This is a genomic window from Aquamicrobium soli (assembly GCF_042646345.1).
Classification (GTDB): domain Bacteria; phylum Pseudomonadota; class Alphaproteobacteria; order Rhizobiales; family Rhizobiaceae; genus Mesorhizobium; species Mesorhizobium soli_A.
In genome coordinates this window covers 413,879-430,626 of sequence record NZ_JBHRTK010000001.1, presented here as the reverse complement: position 1 = coordinate 430,626, position 16,748 = coordinate 413,879, and the positions used below count along the sequence as shown (strand labels likewise).

Here is a 16,748-nt window from a genome sequence, read left to right as displayed (position 1 = left end):
TCCATACTGACAGTCAGCTACGGCATCAAAATTACCGCAAGGCGGCCGCCCTCGGAGGCGTACTCAGCTTCGCCACTTCCTTACGCAGCCGGTCGATCTCCTGCTGCTCAGGCTTCATCTGTCCGTGGCCAGGAAACGCATGCTGCGGACCGCAGCTAGCCTCCCGAGCCCACTTGCGCAACACGTTCTCATCGAGGTCCAGATCGCAGGCGGCTTGAGCCACCGAAACATCCCGATCCTTTACCAGCCTCACCGCCTCAAGCTTGAACTCGCGGCTGAACTTCCGTCTCTGCATTCCCACTCTCCAGTTCCGTCAAATACCTCATCTCGGTGTCCACGAAACCGGCAGCAGGCCATCCAGCAGCGCTTTCCCCACTGGTGTGTTTCCGGGTTGGCGGCCATTCAGCCCGGCGCCATACTCTTCAATAAGGATATTACTCGCATCAGGATGGGGACCAGGACGATAAGCACGCTGATCGGAAACAGAAATCCTGCCAGAGGCAATAGCATCTTGAAGGGCAGTGCGTTGGCCTTCTCTTCGGCTCGTATCATACGCTTGTCACGCATTTCCTGGCTAAACACCCTAAGCGTCTTGGTGACACTCGCCCCAAGCTCTTCCGATTGTCTGAACAGCGTTGCGAGTGCCTGAGCCTCTTCTATACGAAGTCGTTTGGAAAAGAGGGCGAGCGCATCTCTGAGGCGCCGCCCTCCTCGCATTTCGAGCATCATGATTGCCAGATGTAGGCCGAAATCCTTACTCGTGGATTTGAGGAACTCTTTCGATACCCTGTCGATGGCCGCTTCTACGCTCATGCCGGCGTCAACGCAGACAATCAGCATATCCATGAAATCGGGAAAGAGACGACGGTAGATCACTTCACACTTGTTACCACGCATCTCCAACACGACGGCGCATAAGAAGAAGGCGAATCCCGCCGGAAACAGACCGTATATGAGTAGAGAGAGCCGTGACAATTCGGGGAAAAAGTAACTCGCGCCGAATACGACCGAGCTGAATACGGCCAGGCTCACCAGCACGCGAATAAGCTGGAAAACGCGAACCGCATTGGGCGAAAAGTAGCCAGCGCATATCAGGCGGTTTTGTAGAGAATTGGGGTCTTTGTCGCTGCGCACCACCGCGAAATAATTGCGAAGCAGTTCGGCCTCGGTTATCGGCAAGCCCCTGAGGTCGGTTATCGGGAGTTCCTCTACCGAGGCGTCGGAGGTGGCTTGTGTCAAGCGCGCACGTACCTCACGCCGTGAAGCGACGTAGTTGAATGTCAGGACGCTGGCAATCAGGACCGACGCGAATGTGGCGAGAAGGATGGATATTTCGTTCACTGTGGTTCCTAGTAATCGAAATTTACGAGTTTACGCAGGATTGCCATACCGATCAGCATAAGTGCCGCCGCGCTCATGAGGAACATGTTCCCATATCCGCTTTGCCAAAGCGGCTCGAAATAATCGGGCTTCAGCAGCTTCAGCATGCCGTAGAGGCCAAATGGGAACAGCAACATGAACCATGATGTCATTCTGCCCTCGGCTGAGATCGCCTTGATCTTTGCCTTCAGCATGGTTCGCCGGCGGACCATGTCCGCCAAGTTCGCCAGGATTTCCGCCAGGTTGCCACCTGCCCCGCGCTGCACCGTAAGCGAGATCGCCAAAAGGTTGATTTCCTCCGCGCCAACGCGGGTGGCCATGTTGCGGGTCGCCGTGTCGATGTCGGTCCCATAGGTCAGTTCATCCGACATCATCCCGAACTCCGAGCCAATAGGATCGGGCATTTCTCGCGCGACCAACGCGATGGAAACCGGCAGCGGATGCCCGGCAGCCAGGCTGCGGACGATCACGTCAAGGGCTTCGGGAAGTTGAGTGATGAAGCGCCTGATGCGCTGCTGCCTCCTGCGGGCAACCAGCGCAACCCACGCAAGCGCGGTGCCGGAAACCGCACCCACGGCCGAGATCGCCAAGCCGGGACCCAAAGGCATGGCAAGCATGAAGAGCACCACGCACACAGCCGTCGAATAGAAGGCCGCACGTCCCAGTTCAAGGCGCAGGCCAGACTGAGAAACGTAGCGTTTGATGGTATTGGTCGCTGAGTGTTTCAAGCCATAGTCAAGGCCGCGCTCCTTCAGCATCTGGCGGTAAACGACAGTCCGATCGGAATCTCCTTTCAGCAGGCTCATTCGATAATTAATAGACTTCTGTTTCTCCATCGAGGTTCGCAGAAACCGCAACAGCGCATCCACCGCGATCAGGACCGCGACGAACACCGCGAAATAGATGAAGAGCGTCTGCATCGGCTCAGCTCAATCTTCTGCTCGGGTCGAAAATCTCGTCAGGTAACTGCAAGCCAAACTCTGCGACTTGCTCAAGGAAGCGCGGGCGAATGCCCGTCGCGATGAACTGCCCGCGCACCTTGCCACCTTCGTCCACGCCGAGTTTGCGGAACGCCATGATTTCCTGCATCTGGATCACCTCGTTCTCCATGCCGGTGACCTCGGAAATCGAAACCAGCTTGCGCGAGCCATCGTGTAGCCGCTCGACCTGCACTATCAGGTCGATGGCAGACGCGACCTGTTGGCGGATGCTTATCTGGGACATCGGCATCCCCGCCATGCCAATCATCTGTTCCAGACGCGAGAGCGCGTCGCGCGGCGTATTCGCGTGGATCGTGCACATGGACCCTTCGTGGCCAGTGTTCATGGCCTGGAGCATGTCGAAGGCTTCTTCACTACGCACTTCGCCGATGATTATGCGATCGGGGCGCATACGCAGGGCATTCTTGAGCAATTCGCGCTGGCGGACCTCGTTACGCCCGTCAAGGGTCGGGGGCTTGGTCTCGAGACGACATACGTGCTTTTGCTGGAGCTGCAGTTCGGCAGCGTCCTCGATGGTGATCAACCGTTCCCTGCCTGAAATCTGCGACGAAAGTGCATTAAGCATCGTCGTCTTACCGGACCCCGTGCCGCCCGAGACAATGATGGATTTCCGCCCCTTCACAGCTGCTGTCAAAAGCAGGCGCATGCCGTTGGCCATCGAATTGCCGGAAACCAGCCGTTCAAGCGTATAGGGACGTTTCGAAAACTTGCGGATGGATACCATCGGGCCGTCGATCGCCACCGGGCGTACGGCGGCGTTGACGCGAGAGCCGTCGTGAAGGCGGGCATCCACCAGAGGCGAAGATTCGTCGACTCGCCGCCCCACCGCCGACACGATCTTGGTGATGATGCGCATCAGGTGGTCTTCGTCCTTGAACTGGATGTCGGTCTCTTCCAACTGCCCCGCGCGTTCGATGAAGACCTGATCGTAGCTGTTGACCAGGATGTCGGCGATCGTGTCGTCCTTCAGAAGCGGTTCGAGGGGACCCAACCCGAGCATCTCGTTGGTCGTGTCGAGGATAAGCGCGTCCAGTTCGCGCGAACTCATCGGCAGGTTCCGGTCACGTACATATTCGCGTACGAGCGGCCTGATTTCCTCGACCAGTTCCTCGCCGTCCATCGTGTCGAGGAAACTCAGGTTGACCCGGTCGAGCAGAAACCGGTGAAGAGCGACGCGCTGCTCGACCATCTCCCGCTTCAACTGGTCTGTGGCTCCGACCGGAGCGCCCGGCTCGGTCGCGGTCTCTTGCGGTTGCGGGCTTTCGGCTGCCGCCAGCAACGACTGCAGCGGGTTCTCCGCAGAAGCTGCCGAAACCGCATTCGGCCGGAAGAAGCGTCGGAAAGCGCCATTCTCACTCATCAGACACAGAGCCTTTCATGTAGCTACGCCCGAACGATCACTTTTGTGCCGATAGGCACACGCGGATAAAGGTACAGGATATCGGCGTTGGTCATGCGAAAGCAGCCGGATGTGACGTAGCCGCCGATCGCGGCCGCGTCATTGGTTCCATGGATCCGGAACAGCGTGTCATGGCCGGACCGGTAGAGATACAGCGCCCTGGCCCCTAGTGGATTGAATGGCCCTGGAGGGACCATATCCGGGAGTTCGGGCTGCCGCCGCCGCATCTCAGCCGGCGGCGTCCAGGACGGCCATTCGGATTTCGCGCCAACCGTGACGATCCCGGTCCAAGCGAAGCCGGGCCGGCCGATGCCGATGGCATAGCGCTCGACGGACCCGGCGTCGCGAACCACGTCGAGGGTTCGCCCGCCGTTCGAGATAAGGATTGTGCCAGACTTCTCGCGTGTCGTCAGGTTTACGATCCGTCTGGTCGAGGGACCGTGGCTGCGCGGAACCTTGGCCGCTTGCGAAGACGACGCCCCGAACAGGAATGTGGCCGCACCGGAAAGCCCAATGCGGAACATGTACCGCCGAGGAACCGGATGACTAGCTTTCATAGGGCGACTTGCGCCGCTGCGCGCACCTCGTCCGCGACCTGCTTAATGCGGCCACAAAAAGCCGATCGCTGGTTGACGTCAATCGGCAGCACGCCGCGATTGAGCGCTTCTGTTAGCACCTGGAATTCGTGGGGCAGCACCGTCACCGGTGTCTGGCCGAAAATATGAACGATGTCCTTTTTCTTTATGCCCGGGTTGAAGAGACCACCGTGAACCTTATTGATGACGACGGCGACATCCCTCCCATCGCCGCGGGTCTCGGACACGCGCCGGACGAGATCCTTAGCCCGCTGCAAAGACGGGATTGAATTGGTCGTCACGATAACGACGCGGTTTACCGCGGCAAGCACCTGTTGCGTCCATTTCGCCTCGCACGAAGTAAGATCGACAACGGTGTGGTCGTGCTGGAAAGCGACGATGTCGAGCATGCGCAAAACGATTTCCGCGCCCTGGGTATGGGTCATCAGCGCGGGGCTTTCATGAGAGAAAATGGAAAAACCCGCGTGATGCTTTCGCTTGATGATGTCGATGAACTCCAGGTCGATACGGTCGGGCCGCCCCAGAACCTCAGTCAGGTCGTAATTGCTGTCCGAATTCAGGTAAGCCGATACAGCCGCCCGGGAGAAATCGAGATCGAATAGGGCCGCGCTTGGTTGGCTGCGTTTGTGTGCCCGGCTCAGATAATAGGCGAGCATTATCGAAACGCATGTGCCACCGGAACCACCTCCGCATGGTAGCACTGCGTAAACACGGTTGCCGTTGGCCTTCAGGCGTTGGGTGACGGAATTTACAGTATCGATCAGAGCACGCGTCTGCAGCGGCTTGGGCAACCAATCGGTCCCGTCCAACCTGATGAGTTGACGCATGCGCTCGGTCGGCAGTTCGCTCGAGATGAAAATGACCGGCGATCGTCCAAGTTTTCCACGAAATTCGGCAAAGCGGGGATCATCCAGGATGGCACCGTTGGCTATGTCTACGATGGCGGCGTCAAAACCATCCGTCTCGATCGTCTTGCGGCTCAGTAGAGGCTCAAGCGGCTCGATAACGGTGTCATAGGCCGCCAATGAAGAAAAGACACCCTCCATGACCCGGATCGCGTCGGGGTCGCGTGAACAGATAAGGATGCGGGAGCGGCCACTTGCTCCGGGATTGGCATTCATGCAGCACCCAGCTTTAACATCATGGACATTGTACAGGCGGAGAGGCTAGCGGCGAGTTCCGAAGGTCCTCGGACGTGGCGGTGACTGTAAACGGAGGAAACGATATGCCGGCGGTGTTGAGCAGTGCGCCAACCACTGGCAGATCGGTGGCAGTGCGTACAACATCCATTCGAACGGTCACGACAGCCCCTTCCGGGCGGCCGTTATACCCTAGACCGCTACGCTGATAGGTTACGCGAATCTGGTTGTTCTGGATGCCGAAGCGCGAAAGGTTTAGACGCGTAATCTGCGCCGCGTCGCAGGCCTGATTTGTCCCTGCGCCGCAACTGGCCGAAATTCCGTCGGCACTTACCGGTTGACCGGCGGCGGTAGGATCCGAGCTAGAGGCGAATATGCAGCCAAAATTCGGGATGACCGGCTGCGACACAACGAGCTTGCGCACTCCGAGTTGCATAGCTTTGGCTGCCGTGTTCCATTGGTAGACGACGTAGCCGAATTCGACGCAGACACTGATAGCTAACACGACGATCGGGAACACGATCAGCCCTTCGGTGAGCGCGACACCTGAATCCGAGCGCCCGAAAACCCGAGTAGATCGCATCACCATCCGATCCGCCTCTGATTGTTGTTTATCGTAATGATAATCGGTCCGACGCCTAGCCAGCCGAACAGGGACGAGTTCGCCAGTTGATGCGTACTGGCTGCGGAGATTACGCCGCCGATCCCGCCCGGGTTAGTGAATTCGATCGGTGAGGTCGCGGCATCCCAGTTGGGCACCCGCAAGGCCCCTGTCCCGCTCGAATTGCCGTAGTAGGCCAGATTCCGCGCAGTCGTATCACAGCCGCTGGTGTGCCTGCAGCGAGCCATATACCGTGCTGCGTCACGCAATCCAGTCTCCATTTGCTGGCGCTGCCAGAACAGTGAGCCAAACTCCAGTACCGCAACCGCCAGGAAGGTAAGAAACGGAACGGCGATGAGCGCTTCGGTCATGGCCACTCCTTCGTCGTCATGAAGGAAGACGCGCAGGTCAAAATCGAGGCTTGCGGGCAGCTTCATCGTACCAGTTCCGCCTCCTCGTGCAGGAAGTTCTCGACCGTACCCATCCCGCCGGCGCCGGAAACGTCGACGACTTCAAGGGAGATATATTTGTTGCTGCCGTTGGTGACCATCGGCTTCGTGAGGAACATGCGGGCGAAAGCTTCGGCCTCGATGGGGACACGCCCATTCATATCCGCTTGATGTTCGTTGCAATTGACGATCGCAGCAAAAATGGTCCGCCTGTCACCGTAGACATCGGCTTCGGATGGATAGTCATCGAGATTGTAGTTGCCATAGCACTGGCTCGGCGGAACGCCTTTTTCACCGCCTGGTGCCGCATCCTGCAGAAGTGTCGGATTGGCGAGCTCGTAGCGGTAGACGTCGTAGCGCGACGGCTTGGGTGCTGCGGTCGTAGCCTCCGGGGGCCTGCTGGTCATTGGGATCGTCGGTGGCGATGCTCCACTGTGCGAGACGCGCCAATAGCTTGTCAGGTCCCAATCTCCACTTGATGAGATCGATCCGCCGCCCAACGAAGTTGTTCCGGTACCGTTAGGCAAGGGCATGGCATCGTTGGGATTGGCTTCGGGTTCATATTTCGAACAACTCGGGCTTTTTTTATTATTGCCGTAGTCCTGGCCCATGCGCACGTTGCGAGCGGGACGATAAAGTGGATTGTTAGCGCTACCGCCCATTGACCCGCCATAAATACCGAAGCGCGTGCCAAGGCCTTGGTCAGCGGGGCCGATATTGCCCCCGGGCTCGGTGCTCAGCGTTTTACGCGAATAGCATTCGCCGGGCGAATTGGTCGCCAATGCGTCGCGTAGAAAGTCGCCGCCGTTGCCATTGACGGCGAGATAGCCGAAGTTACCGGGACCGGCCGTTTGCGATCCGCGCAGCGACATGGTGAGCTGTCGCGCATACAGATTGCCGTCTCTGAAATTTGTATGGATGTCGGGATTGCTCATACCTTCGAACGGATTGCAGATGAAGACTGGCGTCACGTCGCAAGCAGCGGCAGTGTAGGTTGCCACTGCTTCCGTCCGGACTGGCACGTCATCGCGACCAAGGCCCGGAACGATGAACATCGTACGCACGTTCATTTCGCTGGAAATGACCCGGACATAGGCCGCACGGTTAGAGGCCTCAGCAGCCGAAAGCCCCGCCTTCTCGACATCGCAAAGCGCTGCTTTGCCGTCTGCTGTAACGCAATTACTGGCGAGGATCGGGTCGTCGTCAGAAGCCGGTATGCCTTCCATGAATTGCACGGTGACGTTACCGGCCCCGGTAGTAGCGTTGTAGCTGACGGGCGTGTTTTTGGAGCCCATGCTGAAGCGGTTGCCGCCATTCGCAAAGGAGGCTGTGTTGCCGACCATAGCCGCGATCGCCGCGCGAGCCCGCGGAATGGCGTCATCACGACCGTTGAGCTCACGCGCACCAGCAAGCGCCATGGCATCGACCGCGTCTTGCAAATCGGTGTGAAGGTTCGTAACGCGTGAGGCATCGATGACCCAAGCGGCTACACCGATGATTAGCGGCAGCGCGATAAGCGTCAGTGTCAGCGCATAGCCCTGCTCCTCCCCGAGGAAGCTTTGCTCCGCCCGTTTCAGTTTCTCTTTACAGTGTGCTCCATCCTTTCGCATTGTTCGACCCCTTCGCGGCTTCGCGGCGCCGCTGCCGCCTCTTGCCTTGGCCGATAGGTTTTATTGGGCCGGTTCGGTGCCCGGCATGTTGTTGGTTATCGAAATTGCGGGGCCGCTGGCTGAATCGGTGCAAGTCACCACCTGCTGATCACAGGGCTCGATATACCGCTTGTAGGCCTGCTGTACCTTGGCGCCGTCAACTCGGATATTGGTATTTTTGGCGTCCGGCGGAAACGACTTGATTGTATGAATACCGAGATTGGCCTCCATGGCGTCGCCAGCGCCGAGCGTGATAGAATCACGGTGATTCATATAGTCGGCACAGCCGCCAAGCAGCATCGCAGCCAGCAAGACCAGCAGGCTATTTCTTGGAAACGACGCCATCATGGAAATCCAGATCGATGAGATGGCCGTAAGGGCCTTTGATACCAACGCCGTCACGGAAACTGCGGATCATGTCCTTGTCGACTTCCAGCATGCCGAGCGCGAACAACTCGACATCGTTTGAAGGTCGAGTGTTGTCGAGCGGGCTGTGAAGCTTTTCGCCGGGTTCGGCCGGCCGTACTAGATGCGGCGTGACGACGATGACGAGGTCCGTCTGTCGCTTCTGATAACTTGTAGAACGGAAGAGCGCACCGAGCACCGGTAGTTGCCCGAGCCAGGGCAATTGCTCAACATCGCGCTCGTTGACAGCTTGTAACATGCCCGCCATGGCGAAGCTCTGACCATCCCGCAATTCCAGCACGGATTCGGCTGTGCGCGAAGTAAATGCGGGAAACCCGTTCACATTGAGCGAGCGGTCAATTTCACTAACTTCCGACCTCAGCCTTATATTGATCTTCGAGCGGTCCAGAACGGTCGGCAGGAATTCCAGCATTACACCATAGGGGCGATATTTGTAGGTTATGGAGCCACCGAGCCCGACCTCGGACGGAACGGGCACTTCGCCGCCCACATTGAATTTCGCCGCCTCGCCGCTGACGGTAGTGAGGTTTGGTTGCGCCAAGCGGCGGGCAAGGCCCTTTTGTTCCAGGGCGTCGATGATGACGTCTACCTTCACGCCAGCCCCCTCGAGAACTTGCGCTACCAGTGTGCCGAACGGAACGCCATTGTTCAGCAGACGGGAGCCATCCTGAGCATTGCTCAGAAATGTCTGGGCCTGACCGGCATTGTTGGCATTGACCGACAGACCGGTGCCTGTCCCCAGCAGTGAAGTACCTCCTTGGACACGCCACTTGATGCCAAGATCTCGTCCGGCGCGCCGCGACGCTTCGATAATGCGGACTTCAAGCGAGACCTGCTGAGCATCTGCAACCGCAATCGAATTGATCACCTTTGTTCCGTTGCCGGAGAACTGTTCTGCGGCTTGTAAGGCCCTTGCCTGTTCCGTGGCGCTCGCGACCGTCCCGGAAAGACGAATATTTTCGTTCGAGTTGCTGACGCGGATGTTGCCGCCCGGTACAGCCGCGCGGACCGCATCCGAGACGTCGCTGAAGTCCTGCCGCACACGCACGTCGATAATGCCGAGAAGTTCCTTGTTCTCGTTGAAGATCGAGACATTGGTGATACCGGCTTTGTTGCCCTGAACGTAAAAGGAGCGATCGTTCAATGGCACGACATCGGCGATGTCGGTTCTGGCGATGACGAGATCGGAATAAGGAATATTGGTAAGTACGGTCAGGGTGGTGCCCGGTCGCAACGAAGCGTTGCGCACCGTACCCTGGCCGAGCGCTAGCTGAAGGTCCTGGGCGACAGCGCTCCCCGCAGGCAACGCCGCCGCTATCGCGGCACCCATCACGAGACGAGCCGCAAGAACGGTCAGCCGGTTCTTCAAGATGGACTTCAAAGAGAAAACCCCTCGCCAACACGGGCGCTTACGGTATAGATCGTTAGTTTGTAGCCTTTACCTGGTATTCCTGGCGTTCTGCATTCCTGTAGACACCTACCCCCACGGTTACCGACCGAGACGGTTCTATGGCAACGGTTGCCGGCGCTGCATCTAGTAACGACTTCGGATCGTCCATCTTTTGCTTCAGCTGATTAAGACGTTCGTCAAAATCTCCGACCTTCTGGTCAACAGTTTCTCCCACTTTTCTTACCAGATGCTCAACATCGGCGATACGTTCTTCGCGATCCGTCTGTTTTTTGGCATCGTCCAGCGCTGCGGCCGCCATGCTCCCGCCAAGATCGGCGAGGCTTATCGCCGGCACCGGCTCAACCTCGGCAGAGCCGACATTGCGCAGCGCCAGCGATAGCGTGCCGATAGTGGCGGCGAGCGTCAGCTTCTGCGCTTCCGCGGTGGATACTTCGAGAGTCACGGATTTGGAAACGGCGGGCTTGTCTGAGCGGTCGTCGGCGAGTTGGTCCACCGCCAACACCTTGACGCCCTGTAGGAGAACATCGGTCACGCCGTCCTTGCGCGCGTCGCCCTGCGCCTCGACTTGGCGTGTCAGCATAATGTCCACGCGGTCACCCGGCAGGACGAAACCGGCGACCCCCAGCACGTCGTTGACCCGGATGGAGACGGCCTTCATGCCGGGCGCAAGCGCCGCCGACAAGGTGGCCCGCTGGCCGGGACCGGTGATCTTGGTGGCAAGAACGGGTTCCGATTGTTCGATCGCGGACATCACGTAGCGCGGCTTGGAGGAATCGCCCGTTAGTTCCTCAACGGTATGGAAGGCGCCTTCCGGAATGGTATCGGCTGGCCAGTCGATGACCTTGAGGCTCATTGGTTCGATGATCTGGCCAAAGCGCAGGGGCTGCATGGCAACGACGATAGTGTTCTTCGCCTTCGTTGCGTCCGGGCGCACGTTCGCAGCGAACGCCGTAGCCTGGTCGCGCAGGTAGCCGCGCACACCAAGCACCGCGGCGCCTGCGAGCACCACTGACAGAACCAAACTTGCGATCGTCGAGAATTTCATCGCCCGCCCCGGATGCGTGGCGACCGGTTGCCCGGCCGCCATCTGTAGCTCTTCGTATGCGCCCGACTAAGCTGCTGGCGGAGGATTCAGATTGTCACCCCACCAAGTCTCCCAGCCTGCCCACGCTGTGGCCAAGTTTCCTCCTGCCAGCCCGACGGCAGTGACTACACCCCCCACCAGCAGCGCTAGTAAGATGAGATATTCCGTTAGCGCTACGCCATCTTCTTCAGCGGCAAAAGCGCGGATGCTTTCCAATCCCATTTTCATTTCACACTCCCCTTCGTTACTCACAACCGCGGCGAGCCCGTCATTCAACCCCGCCGATGGCTTACTTAATAAATCGTTAATATAGGCAACGTCAACATGGGCAGCTACCTCGATCAAGGCATTGTTTCAGAACTGGTTAATAACGGCGCCTACCTCTTCTGGACAATACCGGCATGGATAAGACATAATGCTGATATCTTTGGAGATTTTATATGCTCTACGTTGTCAGAAGGCCGATGGTCGTTAATCCGGATGGTTGACACCGATAAAAGATATCATATACTCGCGTATATCTAGCGCTCGCCATGGCCTTCTGTTGCAAATTTGCTTCTGACCCTTAAAAATTGTAAGGAACGTGAAACGTGACCGCTCCCGTTTTCTTTCGGTGGGAATGTCCGGGCCATAAATACGATCAGTATTGGACTGTGCGACACATACGACGATGGCACAAACACTCCTCGGATCGCTTCCGTCGATCGCCGCGCTGCTTTTTTTCTTGCACGCGGCATGGGTCGATTTCCTCACATGGAAGATTTCCAACCGCACGGTGCTGACCCTCGTCGGCTGGTTCGCCGTTCATGCGGCCGTAGTGCTGGCCCTGGGAGCGTCAGAGGGGTTCGGGCTGTTCCTGCCTGGTTCCCTTGCCGCGGGTGGGTTGCTGCTGGTGACCGGCTTCGTTTTGTGGAAGCTGCGCTTGTTCGGTGCGGGCGATGCCAAGCTGATGTTTCCTGTAGGGCTGTTCCTTGGCTGGCCTCATTTGCTGCCTTACGCAATCTGGCTCGCGATCTTTGCCCTGATCGCGCTTCTGGCGCTGAAACTGCCGCTTCCCGCCGGCGCCAGCATGACGATGGCGGGCATGCGGATCGACGAAATCAGGCGAAGCGGTAAGGTGCCCTATGCGGTCATCATGGTCGCGGCGCTCATCGCGACGATTATGCCCGAGTACATGGAAATGTTTTCAGGTCGATGAGAATTATCGAAACGGTCCGCGAAGAGGTCAGGCCGGCTTGATAAAGTGCAACTGCGCGCGCAATCGCGAAATCATCGCCCGGTGCGTTCCGAAGCAGACACATGCAAGAGCCAACAGCATAAGACCGATCACCGGGTCGAGGCGCGAAAAGTCGGGCATCAGCCAGTTGCCGATGTTGGCCGTAGCTGCCGTGGACACAGTGAAGACCCGTTCATCGCGCATGCCAACGAGCACGGCCAGCAGGGCCACGTGAAACAACACGAAGCGCGTGCGAACCCAGTGATCATTGTGCCGGCTGGCCAGCGTGAGGCAGGCGGCAGCCATCAGCATTCCCAATGCAAGGAATGCCGCGAAAGCGTTTGCCGGAAGAAAGATGCCAATCTCGCGGTTGAGCGGGGCGAGCATGAGATAGGCTTGCCAAGCCAGGGCATTGTTGGGATAGGCACCGATCGCTAGCCGGGCAAGCACGAAAAATGCGAGCCCCGCAAACACCAGCGCCGGCACGATCTCGAAAAGGGCGAATGCCTTGCGCATGACCTGCTCCATGCGATGAAGGCACACTATGTCATTCGGATGCTAACGAAGGCTTAACAATTGGGGTCAGCGAACCTTCTGGTAGGTCGTGCTGCCGTCCGGGTTGATGATGCGGCGGAATGCAGCCGAGGGCGTCTGGAGCGCGGAAGAGAGGGCGGCAGGCGCCGTCGTTTCCGCCACGTCGCCGTTCATGCGCGGCACGCTGCGCCGGACCGGACTCGGCGGCAGTTGCACGTCGTCGCTGCCGTCTTGCCCTTGCCACGCCATGGCGTTCATCCGCATTTGAAGCTGGTCGGCAACAGCCTTAACATCAGCGGATGCATCGCGGGCGGTCTTCGCTGTGTGTTCAACCTCGCTTCGCACATTATAGATTGCATCGTTGGTCTTGCCGATCAGCGATTGTATCCCGGAATTGAAATTATCGAGACGATTCGTGATGCGGCTTTCGAATTTTTCCAGGTGCTCCAATCGCTCCGCAATCTGGCGCGACTCTGAAAGGCCGCGCGATATCTGCACAGACACGGCCATCAGCACCACGACCAGCACCAGAAGCAGTGCACCAACGCCGGACAGGATCCATGTTGCCCTATGGATGCGGTTGAGATGCTGTTGCAGGATCATTCCGCGTTCAGACTTGAGCCGCGTCCGCTCGTCTCTTGCTTTGGCCTCGTCCTCTTCATGTCTGGTCGGCGCGGCTTCGGCGCGGATAATCGGCGCCGCCTCAATGAATTCGCGCGAGAGGCCGATCTGGTTCAAGCCGGGTCGTCCTTACTCCGCTTCACGAAGGAGGCGCTGTTGCGAAGCAATTCGATATTGTTGGCGGTGGTCTCGTTCGCGGGGTCGATCTCGTAAGCCCGAAGGAAGAACGTGCGGGCCTTCTTGAGGTCGCCGCGCAACAGATAGGAATAGCCCCGATTGTTGAGATACTCGATCCGGTCGGGGATCATCTTGGCGAGTTTGCCGTAACCGATGTCGGCATTATCGAACCGGCCGATATGGTCGGCGGCGGCGGCATAGCCGAGCCAGGCCTGCGGGTCCTTCGGATAGACGTCGACAGCCCGCTTGAAGGTCGCATACGACTTGCCGTAGTTGCCTTCCTTAAACTGGACCTTTCCCTTGCTGATCAGTTCGTCAGTCGGATAATAGGATACCTCAGATAAGTCCTCCACCGACGCGGCGCTATCACCAAAGCTGGACATATCCGCTGTTTTGCCGCCGGACTGGCAGCCGGCCACCACAAGCGCCAACACCACCAAAGCTGAGCTGCCAAATCTCGAAAACAACGACAGAGCCCCCCAACAATTTCTTTTTCTATGCCATAAAAGGAGTTTCTAAAAAAGAAACCTTGCATGCCGGCTACCGCCACGAAGCGCGATTGCCACATTATGTTGCAAGTTTGTCATACGCTTTCTAGACTTCGCCCCTGCTGCCTCAACAATGGCGGCGGACCAAGGGGGTATCTATGGTATCTGCGGCGGAGCGACCGGGCGATGTCCAGGAGGTGGGCGAGGCTTTGCGCCCACCGGTTCTACCGGAAGATACCGGCGTCGAGCAGGAGATACTCCAAAGACTTCTCGCCAAGACACTTCACGTGCATGGGACGATGACGACCAGCGCACTAGTGCGCGAGATGAAGTTGCCGGCGACGGTGGTCAATGCGTTGTTGAAGGAGTTGCAAAAGCTTCTCATTGTCGAGGCCAAGGGGATGGCCGGTAGTGATATGCGCGCCGAAATACGCTTCGCGCTGGGCGGGCGCGGGCACGAGTTCGCGCTGGACGCGATGGCGCAGTCACAGTATGTCGGTCCGGCGCCGGTCAGCTTGGAAAGCTTCATTGCGCAGATCGGAAGGCAGTCCATACGCCGAGACCGGCTGTCGCGGCAGCAGATAGTAGACAGCCTGTCGCACTTGGTGTTGCCACCCTATCTCGTCGACCTGCTCGGCCCGGCCTTCAATTCGGCCCGCTCGATCCTGCTCTACGGCGAGCCCGGTAACGGAAAAACCAGCATTGCAGAGGCCGTCGGCCGCGCCTTTACCGGAACGATTCACGTGCCCTATTGCTTTACTGTGGGTGGACAGATCGTCAACTTTTTCGACCCCACTATCCACACGGCGATTGAAGTGGAACAGCCGGGAACATCACCTTCCAGGAGCGCGGTCGATCCCCGCTGGCAACTGTGCCGCCGTCCGTTCGTCATCACCGGCGGCGAACTGACCCTCGACATGCTCGATCTGTCATTCAATCCTGTGACCCACTTCTATGAGGCTCCCGTTCATTTCAAGGCTGCCGGGGGCGTGTTCGTAGTGGATGATTTTGGCCGGCAGCGCACCGACCCCCAGTCGGTGCTTAACCGCTGGATCGTTCCGCTTGAGCGCGGCTTCGACCAGTTGACACTCAACACCGGCAAGAAATTCAGTGTTCCGTTCGACCAACTGGTGATCTTCTCGACCAATATCGAGCCGAGCGTACTCGCCGACGCCGGCGGTCTGCGAAGGCTCTACTATAAAATCCGAATCCCCAGCCCGACCGCCAACGACTACAAAAAGATATTTTTTGACGTCGCCGATAGACAGGGTGTCGAAATCGAGCCGAACCTGTTCGAGTTATTCTATGATAGCCATTATGGTCACACTGAAGTAGCCCCAGCAGGCCATCATCCGAAGTATCTGATCGACTTCGTGGAATCAGTTTGCCATTTTCGTGGGAGCGCGCCAGCCGCGGACTCAGACCTACTAGAGGCTGGGTGGCGAAACCTGCACGGGTCGGCAGCGCCCTAATACGCGCCTTTATATGGGCGAGTGATACCAGGTCCTTCAACTGTCCTCACGGGATGGCCACGTCTACGCTAGCTTAACTCGCGTGCTTAAGACTGGCGCCTACCACGATTTCAAGCATCATTCGTTGGCGCCGAAGGCACACAGGGAATACAAGGCGGACGTCGAATTCGATATGGCCAACGTCCTGAATGTCAACAATCGTGGAGCCGAAGCCCGCTTTGCGCAGAAGGGACCTCGGTTTTTGGGTCAAGAAGGGCAACCCGGTCAGCCCTTTTCTCGATCGTTCCCTTCCCGTACACATGGTTCTTTATGCGTCACCGTTGATGCGACGAGCAAACCGGTACTTGTAAGGTCCTGTGTTATCAGCGGCAGGGCGTACTTGGCAGCTGGTCGATCCAGACCAGCCGTCTGTAATGCCGACGCAGCTAACCCTGCGCGAGGAAGGGCGGGCCGATATCTTGGACTGGGCCTGTTTCCTTCAAGGTATATAGGCCTCTATCGAGCCGGACAAACAACTCGCTATTGCCGCCAGGATTTCCCGCCCGATGTTTTGGCAAAAAGGTATTGAAGGCATGCGGGCTAAGTTCGGGCATCGCGGCATGAAGATCAGCTGCCCTAAATTGAGAAGGTATAGACCCACTCTCTATCGCGCTGCGAATAGCCTTGTAAAGACTCCCTTCACCGGTTGACATTCCAACGCTCAACCTCGTTTTGAAACCGACGTCAGCAGGATAGTAGCGCATCTCGTCGCTTCCAGCACTATCACCGGAGCTCCCGCGCCGGCTCCTAGTGCCAGGACCGGTCCGATTGTGCCGCTGACTGTCCACAAATACAGCCGATGGCAAAACCTACAGCGCCAAAGAGCAGCGCCGCTGTAGTTATGGTGCCAGAGTTCTCGCGAACCGTGTCGCGTGTCGCGTGGGCCGGCGCGCTGACGCGATCCTTTGTCTGGCCGATAAGGCTCTCATCTTCCGATCGCGCGACTTTATCGGGGCCCATTGCGATGTGCTTGGCCATTGGCGTGCTCCGGGCTGGATCGGTCCAAAGCAACATCCGATCGATGATTTTGTTCCCGGCGATCGTTGTGTTGACGCCGAAGGCCGCC

General features: G+C 58.2%; 18 protein-coding genes and 1 pseudogene. 2 read left to right on the top strand and 17 right to left on the bottom strand.

The features are described 5' to 3' along the window. Window positions 1-64 precede the first annotated feature (64 nt). From ACFOHJ_RS02235 to ACFOHJ_RS02175, 13 genes and pseudogenes are all read right to left on the bottom strand, one after another. Window positions 65-295: pseudogene (locus ACFOHJ_RS02235) on the bottom strand (transposase); the annotation flags it as partial. A 107-nt stretch (window positions 296-402) separates the two neighbouring features. Next, window positions 403-1,341, bottom strand: coding sequence for a type II secretion system F family protein (locus ACFOHJ_RS02230; RefSeq protein ID WP_378218013.1), 939 nt, complete (start codon window positions 1,339-1,341; stop codon window positions 403-405). Window positions 1,342-1,349: 8 nt separating this feature from the next. After that, complete coding sequence (locus ACFOHJ_RS02225; protein ID WP_378218011.1) at window positions 1,350-2,300, bottom strand: type II secretion system F family protein; 951 nt, start codon at window positions 2,298-2,300, stop codon at window positions 1,350-1,352. 4 nt (window positions 2,301-2,304) lie between these two features. Further along, a complete protein-coding gene (locus ACFOHJ_RS02220) occupies window positions 2,305-3,741 on the bottom strand; it encodes a CpaF family protein (RefSeq protein ID WP_378218009.1) in 1,437 nt (478 codons plus the stop codon). A 23-nt stretch (window positions 3,742-3,764) separates the two neighbouring features. Then, window positions 3,765-4,304, bottom strand: a complete 540-nt coding sequence (locus tag ACFOHJ_RS02215; protein ID WP_378218007.1) for a L,D-transpeptidase — start codon at window positions 4,302-4,304, stop codon at window positions 3,765-3,767. A gap of 29 nt (window positions 4,305-4,333) precedes the next feature. Further along, the gene (locus ACFOHJ_RS02210) at window positions 4,334-5,497 is read right to left on the bottom strand and encodes a hypothetical protein (RefSeq protein ID WP_378218005.1); all 1,164 of its coding nucleotides are present in this window, start codon (window positions 5,495-5,497) and stop codon (window positions 4,334-4,336) included. Between the two features lie 19 nt (window positions 5,498-5,516). Then, window positions 5,517-6,104, bottom strand: a complete 588-nt coding sequence (locus ACFOHJ_RS02205) for a TadE/TadG family type IV pilus assembly protein (RefSeq protein ID WP_378218003.1) — start codon at window positions 6,102-6,104, stop codon at window positions 5,517-5,519. Then, window positions 6,098-6,553 (bottom strand): TadE/TadG family type IV pilus assembly protein, encoded by a 456-nt coding sequence (locus tag ACFOHJ_RS02200; protein ID WP_378218001.1) that lies wholly within the window; start codon window positions 6,551-6,553, stop codon window positions 6,098-6,100. Before ACFOHJ_RS02200 ends, ACFOHJ_RS02205 begins: the two co-directional genes overlap by 7 nt. Then, window positions 6,550-8,175, bottom strand: a complete 1,626-nt coding sequence (locus ACFOHJ_RS02195) for a TadE/TadG family type IV pilus assembly protein (protein WP_378217999.1) — start codon at window positions 8,173-8,175, stop codon at window positions 6,550-6,552. The genes ACFOHJ_RS02200 and ACFOHJ_RS02195 overlap by 4 nt, the downstream gene beginning before the upstream one ends. Before the next feature lie 60 nt (window positions 8,176-8,235). Then, window positions 8,236-8,562: a hypothetical protein gene (locus ACFOHJ_RS02190; RefSeq protein ID WP_378217996.1), complete on the bottom strand. Its 327-nt coding sequence runs from the start codon at window positions 8,560-8,562 to the stop codon at window positions 8,236-8,238. After that, window positions 8,537-10,009: a type II and III secretion system protein family protein gene (locus ACFOHJ_RS02185; RefSeq protein ID WP_378217994.1), complete on the bottom strand. Its 1,473-nt coding sequence runs from the start codon at window positions 10,007-10,009 to the stop codon at window positions 8,537-8,539. Before ACFOHJ_RS02185 ends, ACFOHJ_RS02190 begins: the two co-directional genes overlap by 26 nt. A gap of 55 nt (window positions 10,010-10,064) precedes the next feature. Continuing rightward, a complete protein-coding gene (cpaB, locus tag ACFOHJ_RS02180) occupies window positions 10,065-11,096 on the bottom strand; it encodes a Flp pilus assembly protein CpaB (RefSeq protein WP_378217992.1) in 1,032 nt (343 codons plus the stop codon). A 66-nt stretch (window positions 11,097-11,162) separates the two neighbouring features. Further along, on the bottom strand, window positions 11,163-11,363 hold the full coding sequence (locus tag ACFOHJ_RS02175; protein WP_378218083.1) for a Flp family type IVb pilin: 201 nt from the start codon (window positions 11,361-11,363) through the stop codon (window positions 11,163-11,165). Window positions 11,364-11,805: 442 nt separating this feature from the next. Between ACFOHJ_RS02175 and ACFOHJ_RS02170 the strand changes: the two genes are divergently transcribed. Then, a complete protein-coding gene (locus ACFOHJ_RS02170; RefSeq protein ID WP_378217990.1) occupies window positions 11,806-12,333 on the top strand; it encodes a prepilin peptidase in 528 nt (175 codons plus the stop codon). Between the two features lie 27 nt (window positions 12,334-12,360). Here the strand turns inward: ACFOHJ_RS02170 and ACFOHJ_RS02165 are convergent, their stop codons facing one another. The 3 genes from ACFOHJ_RS02165 to ACFOHJ_RS02155 form a co-directional block, all read right to left on the bottom strand. Further along, window positions 12,361-12,867 (bottom strand): hypothetical protein, encoded by a 507-nt coding sequence (locus tag ACFOHJ_RS02165; RefSeq protein WP_378217988.1) that lies wholly within the window; start codon window positions 12,865-12,867, stop codon window positions 12,361-12,363. A gap of 66 nt (window positions 12,868-12,933) precedes the next feature. After that, complete coding sequence (locus tag ACFOHJ_RS02160; protein ID WP_378217986.1) at window positions 12,934-13,623, bottom strand: hypothetical protein; 690 nt, start codon at window positions 13,621-13,623, stop codon at window positions 12,934-12,936. Then, the gene (locus tag ACFOHJ_RS02155; RefSeq protein WP_378218081.1) at window positions 13,620-14,066 is read right to left on the bottom strand and encodes a tetratricopeptide repeat protein; all 447 of its coding nucleotides are present in this window, start codon (window positions 14,064-14,066) and stop codon (window positions 13,620-13,622) included. Before ACFOHJ_RS02155 ends, ACFOHJ_RS02160 begins: the two co-directional genes overlap by 4 nt. Window positions 14,067-14,329: 263 nt before the next feature. Here ACFOHJ_RS02155 and ACFOHJ_RS02150 point away from each other — a divergent pair, with 263 nt between their 5' ends. Continuing rightward, window positions 14,330-15,643 carry an AAA family ATPase gene (locus ACFOHJ_RS02150; protein ID WP_378217984.1) on the top strand — a complete coding sequence of 438 codons (1,314 nt, stop codon included), beginning with the start codon at window positions 14,330-14,332 and terminating at the stop codon, window positions 15,641-15,643. A 786-nt stretch (window positions 15,644-16,429) separates the two neighbouring features. On the opposite strand, the gene ACFOHJ_RS02145 is transcribed toward ACFOHJ_RS02150, so the two are convergent. Beyond that, window positions 16,430-16,660 carry a hypothetical protein gene (locus ACFOHJ_RS02145; protein WP_378217982.1) on the bottom strand — a complete coding sequence of 77 codons (231 nt, stop codon included), beginning with the start codon at window positions 16,658-16,660 and terminating at the stop codon, window positions 16,430-16,432. Window positions 16,661-16,748 lie beyond the last annotated feature (88 nt).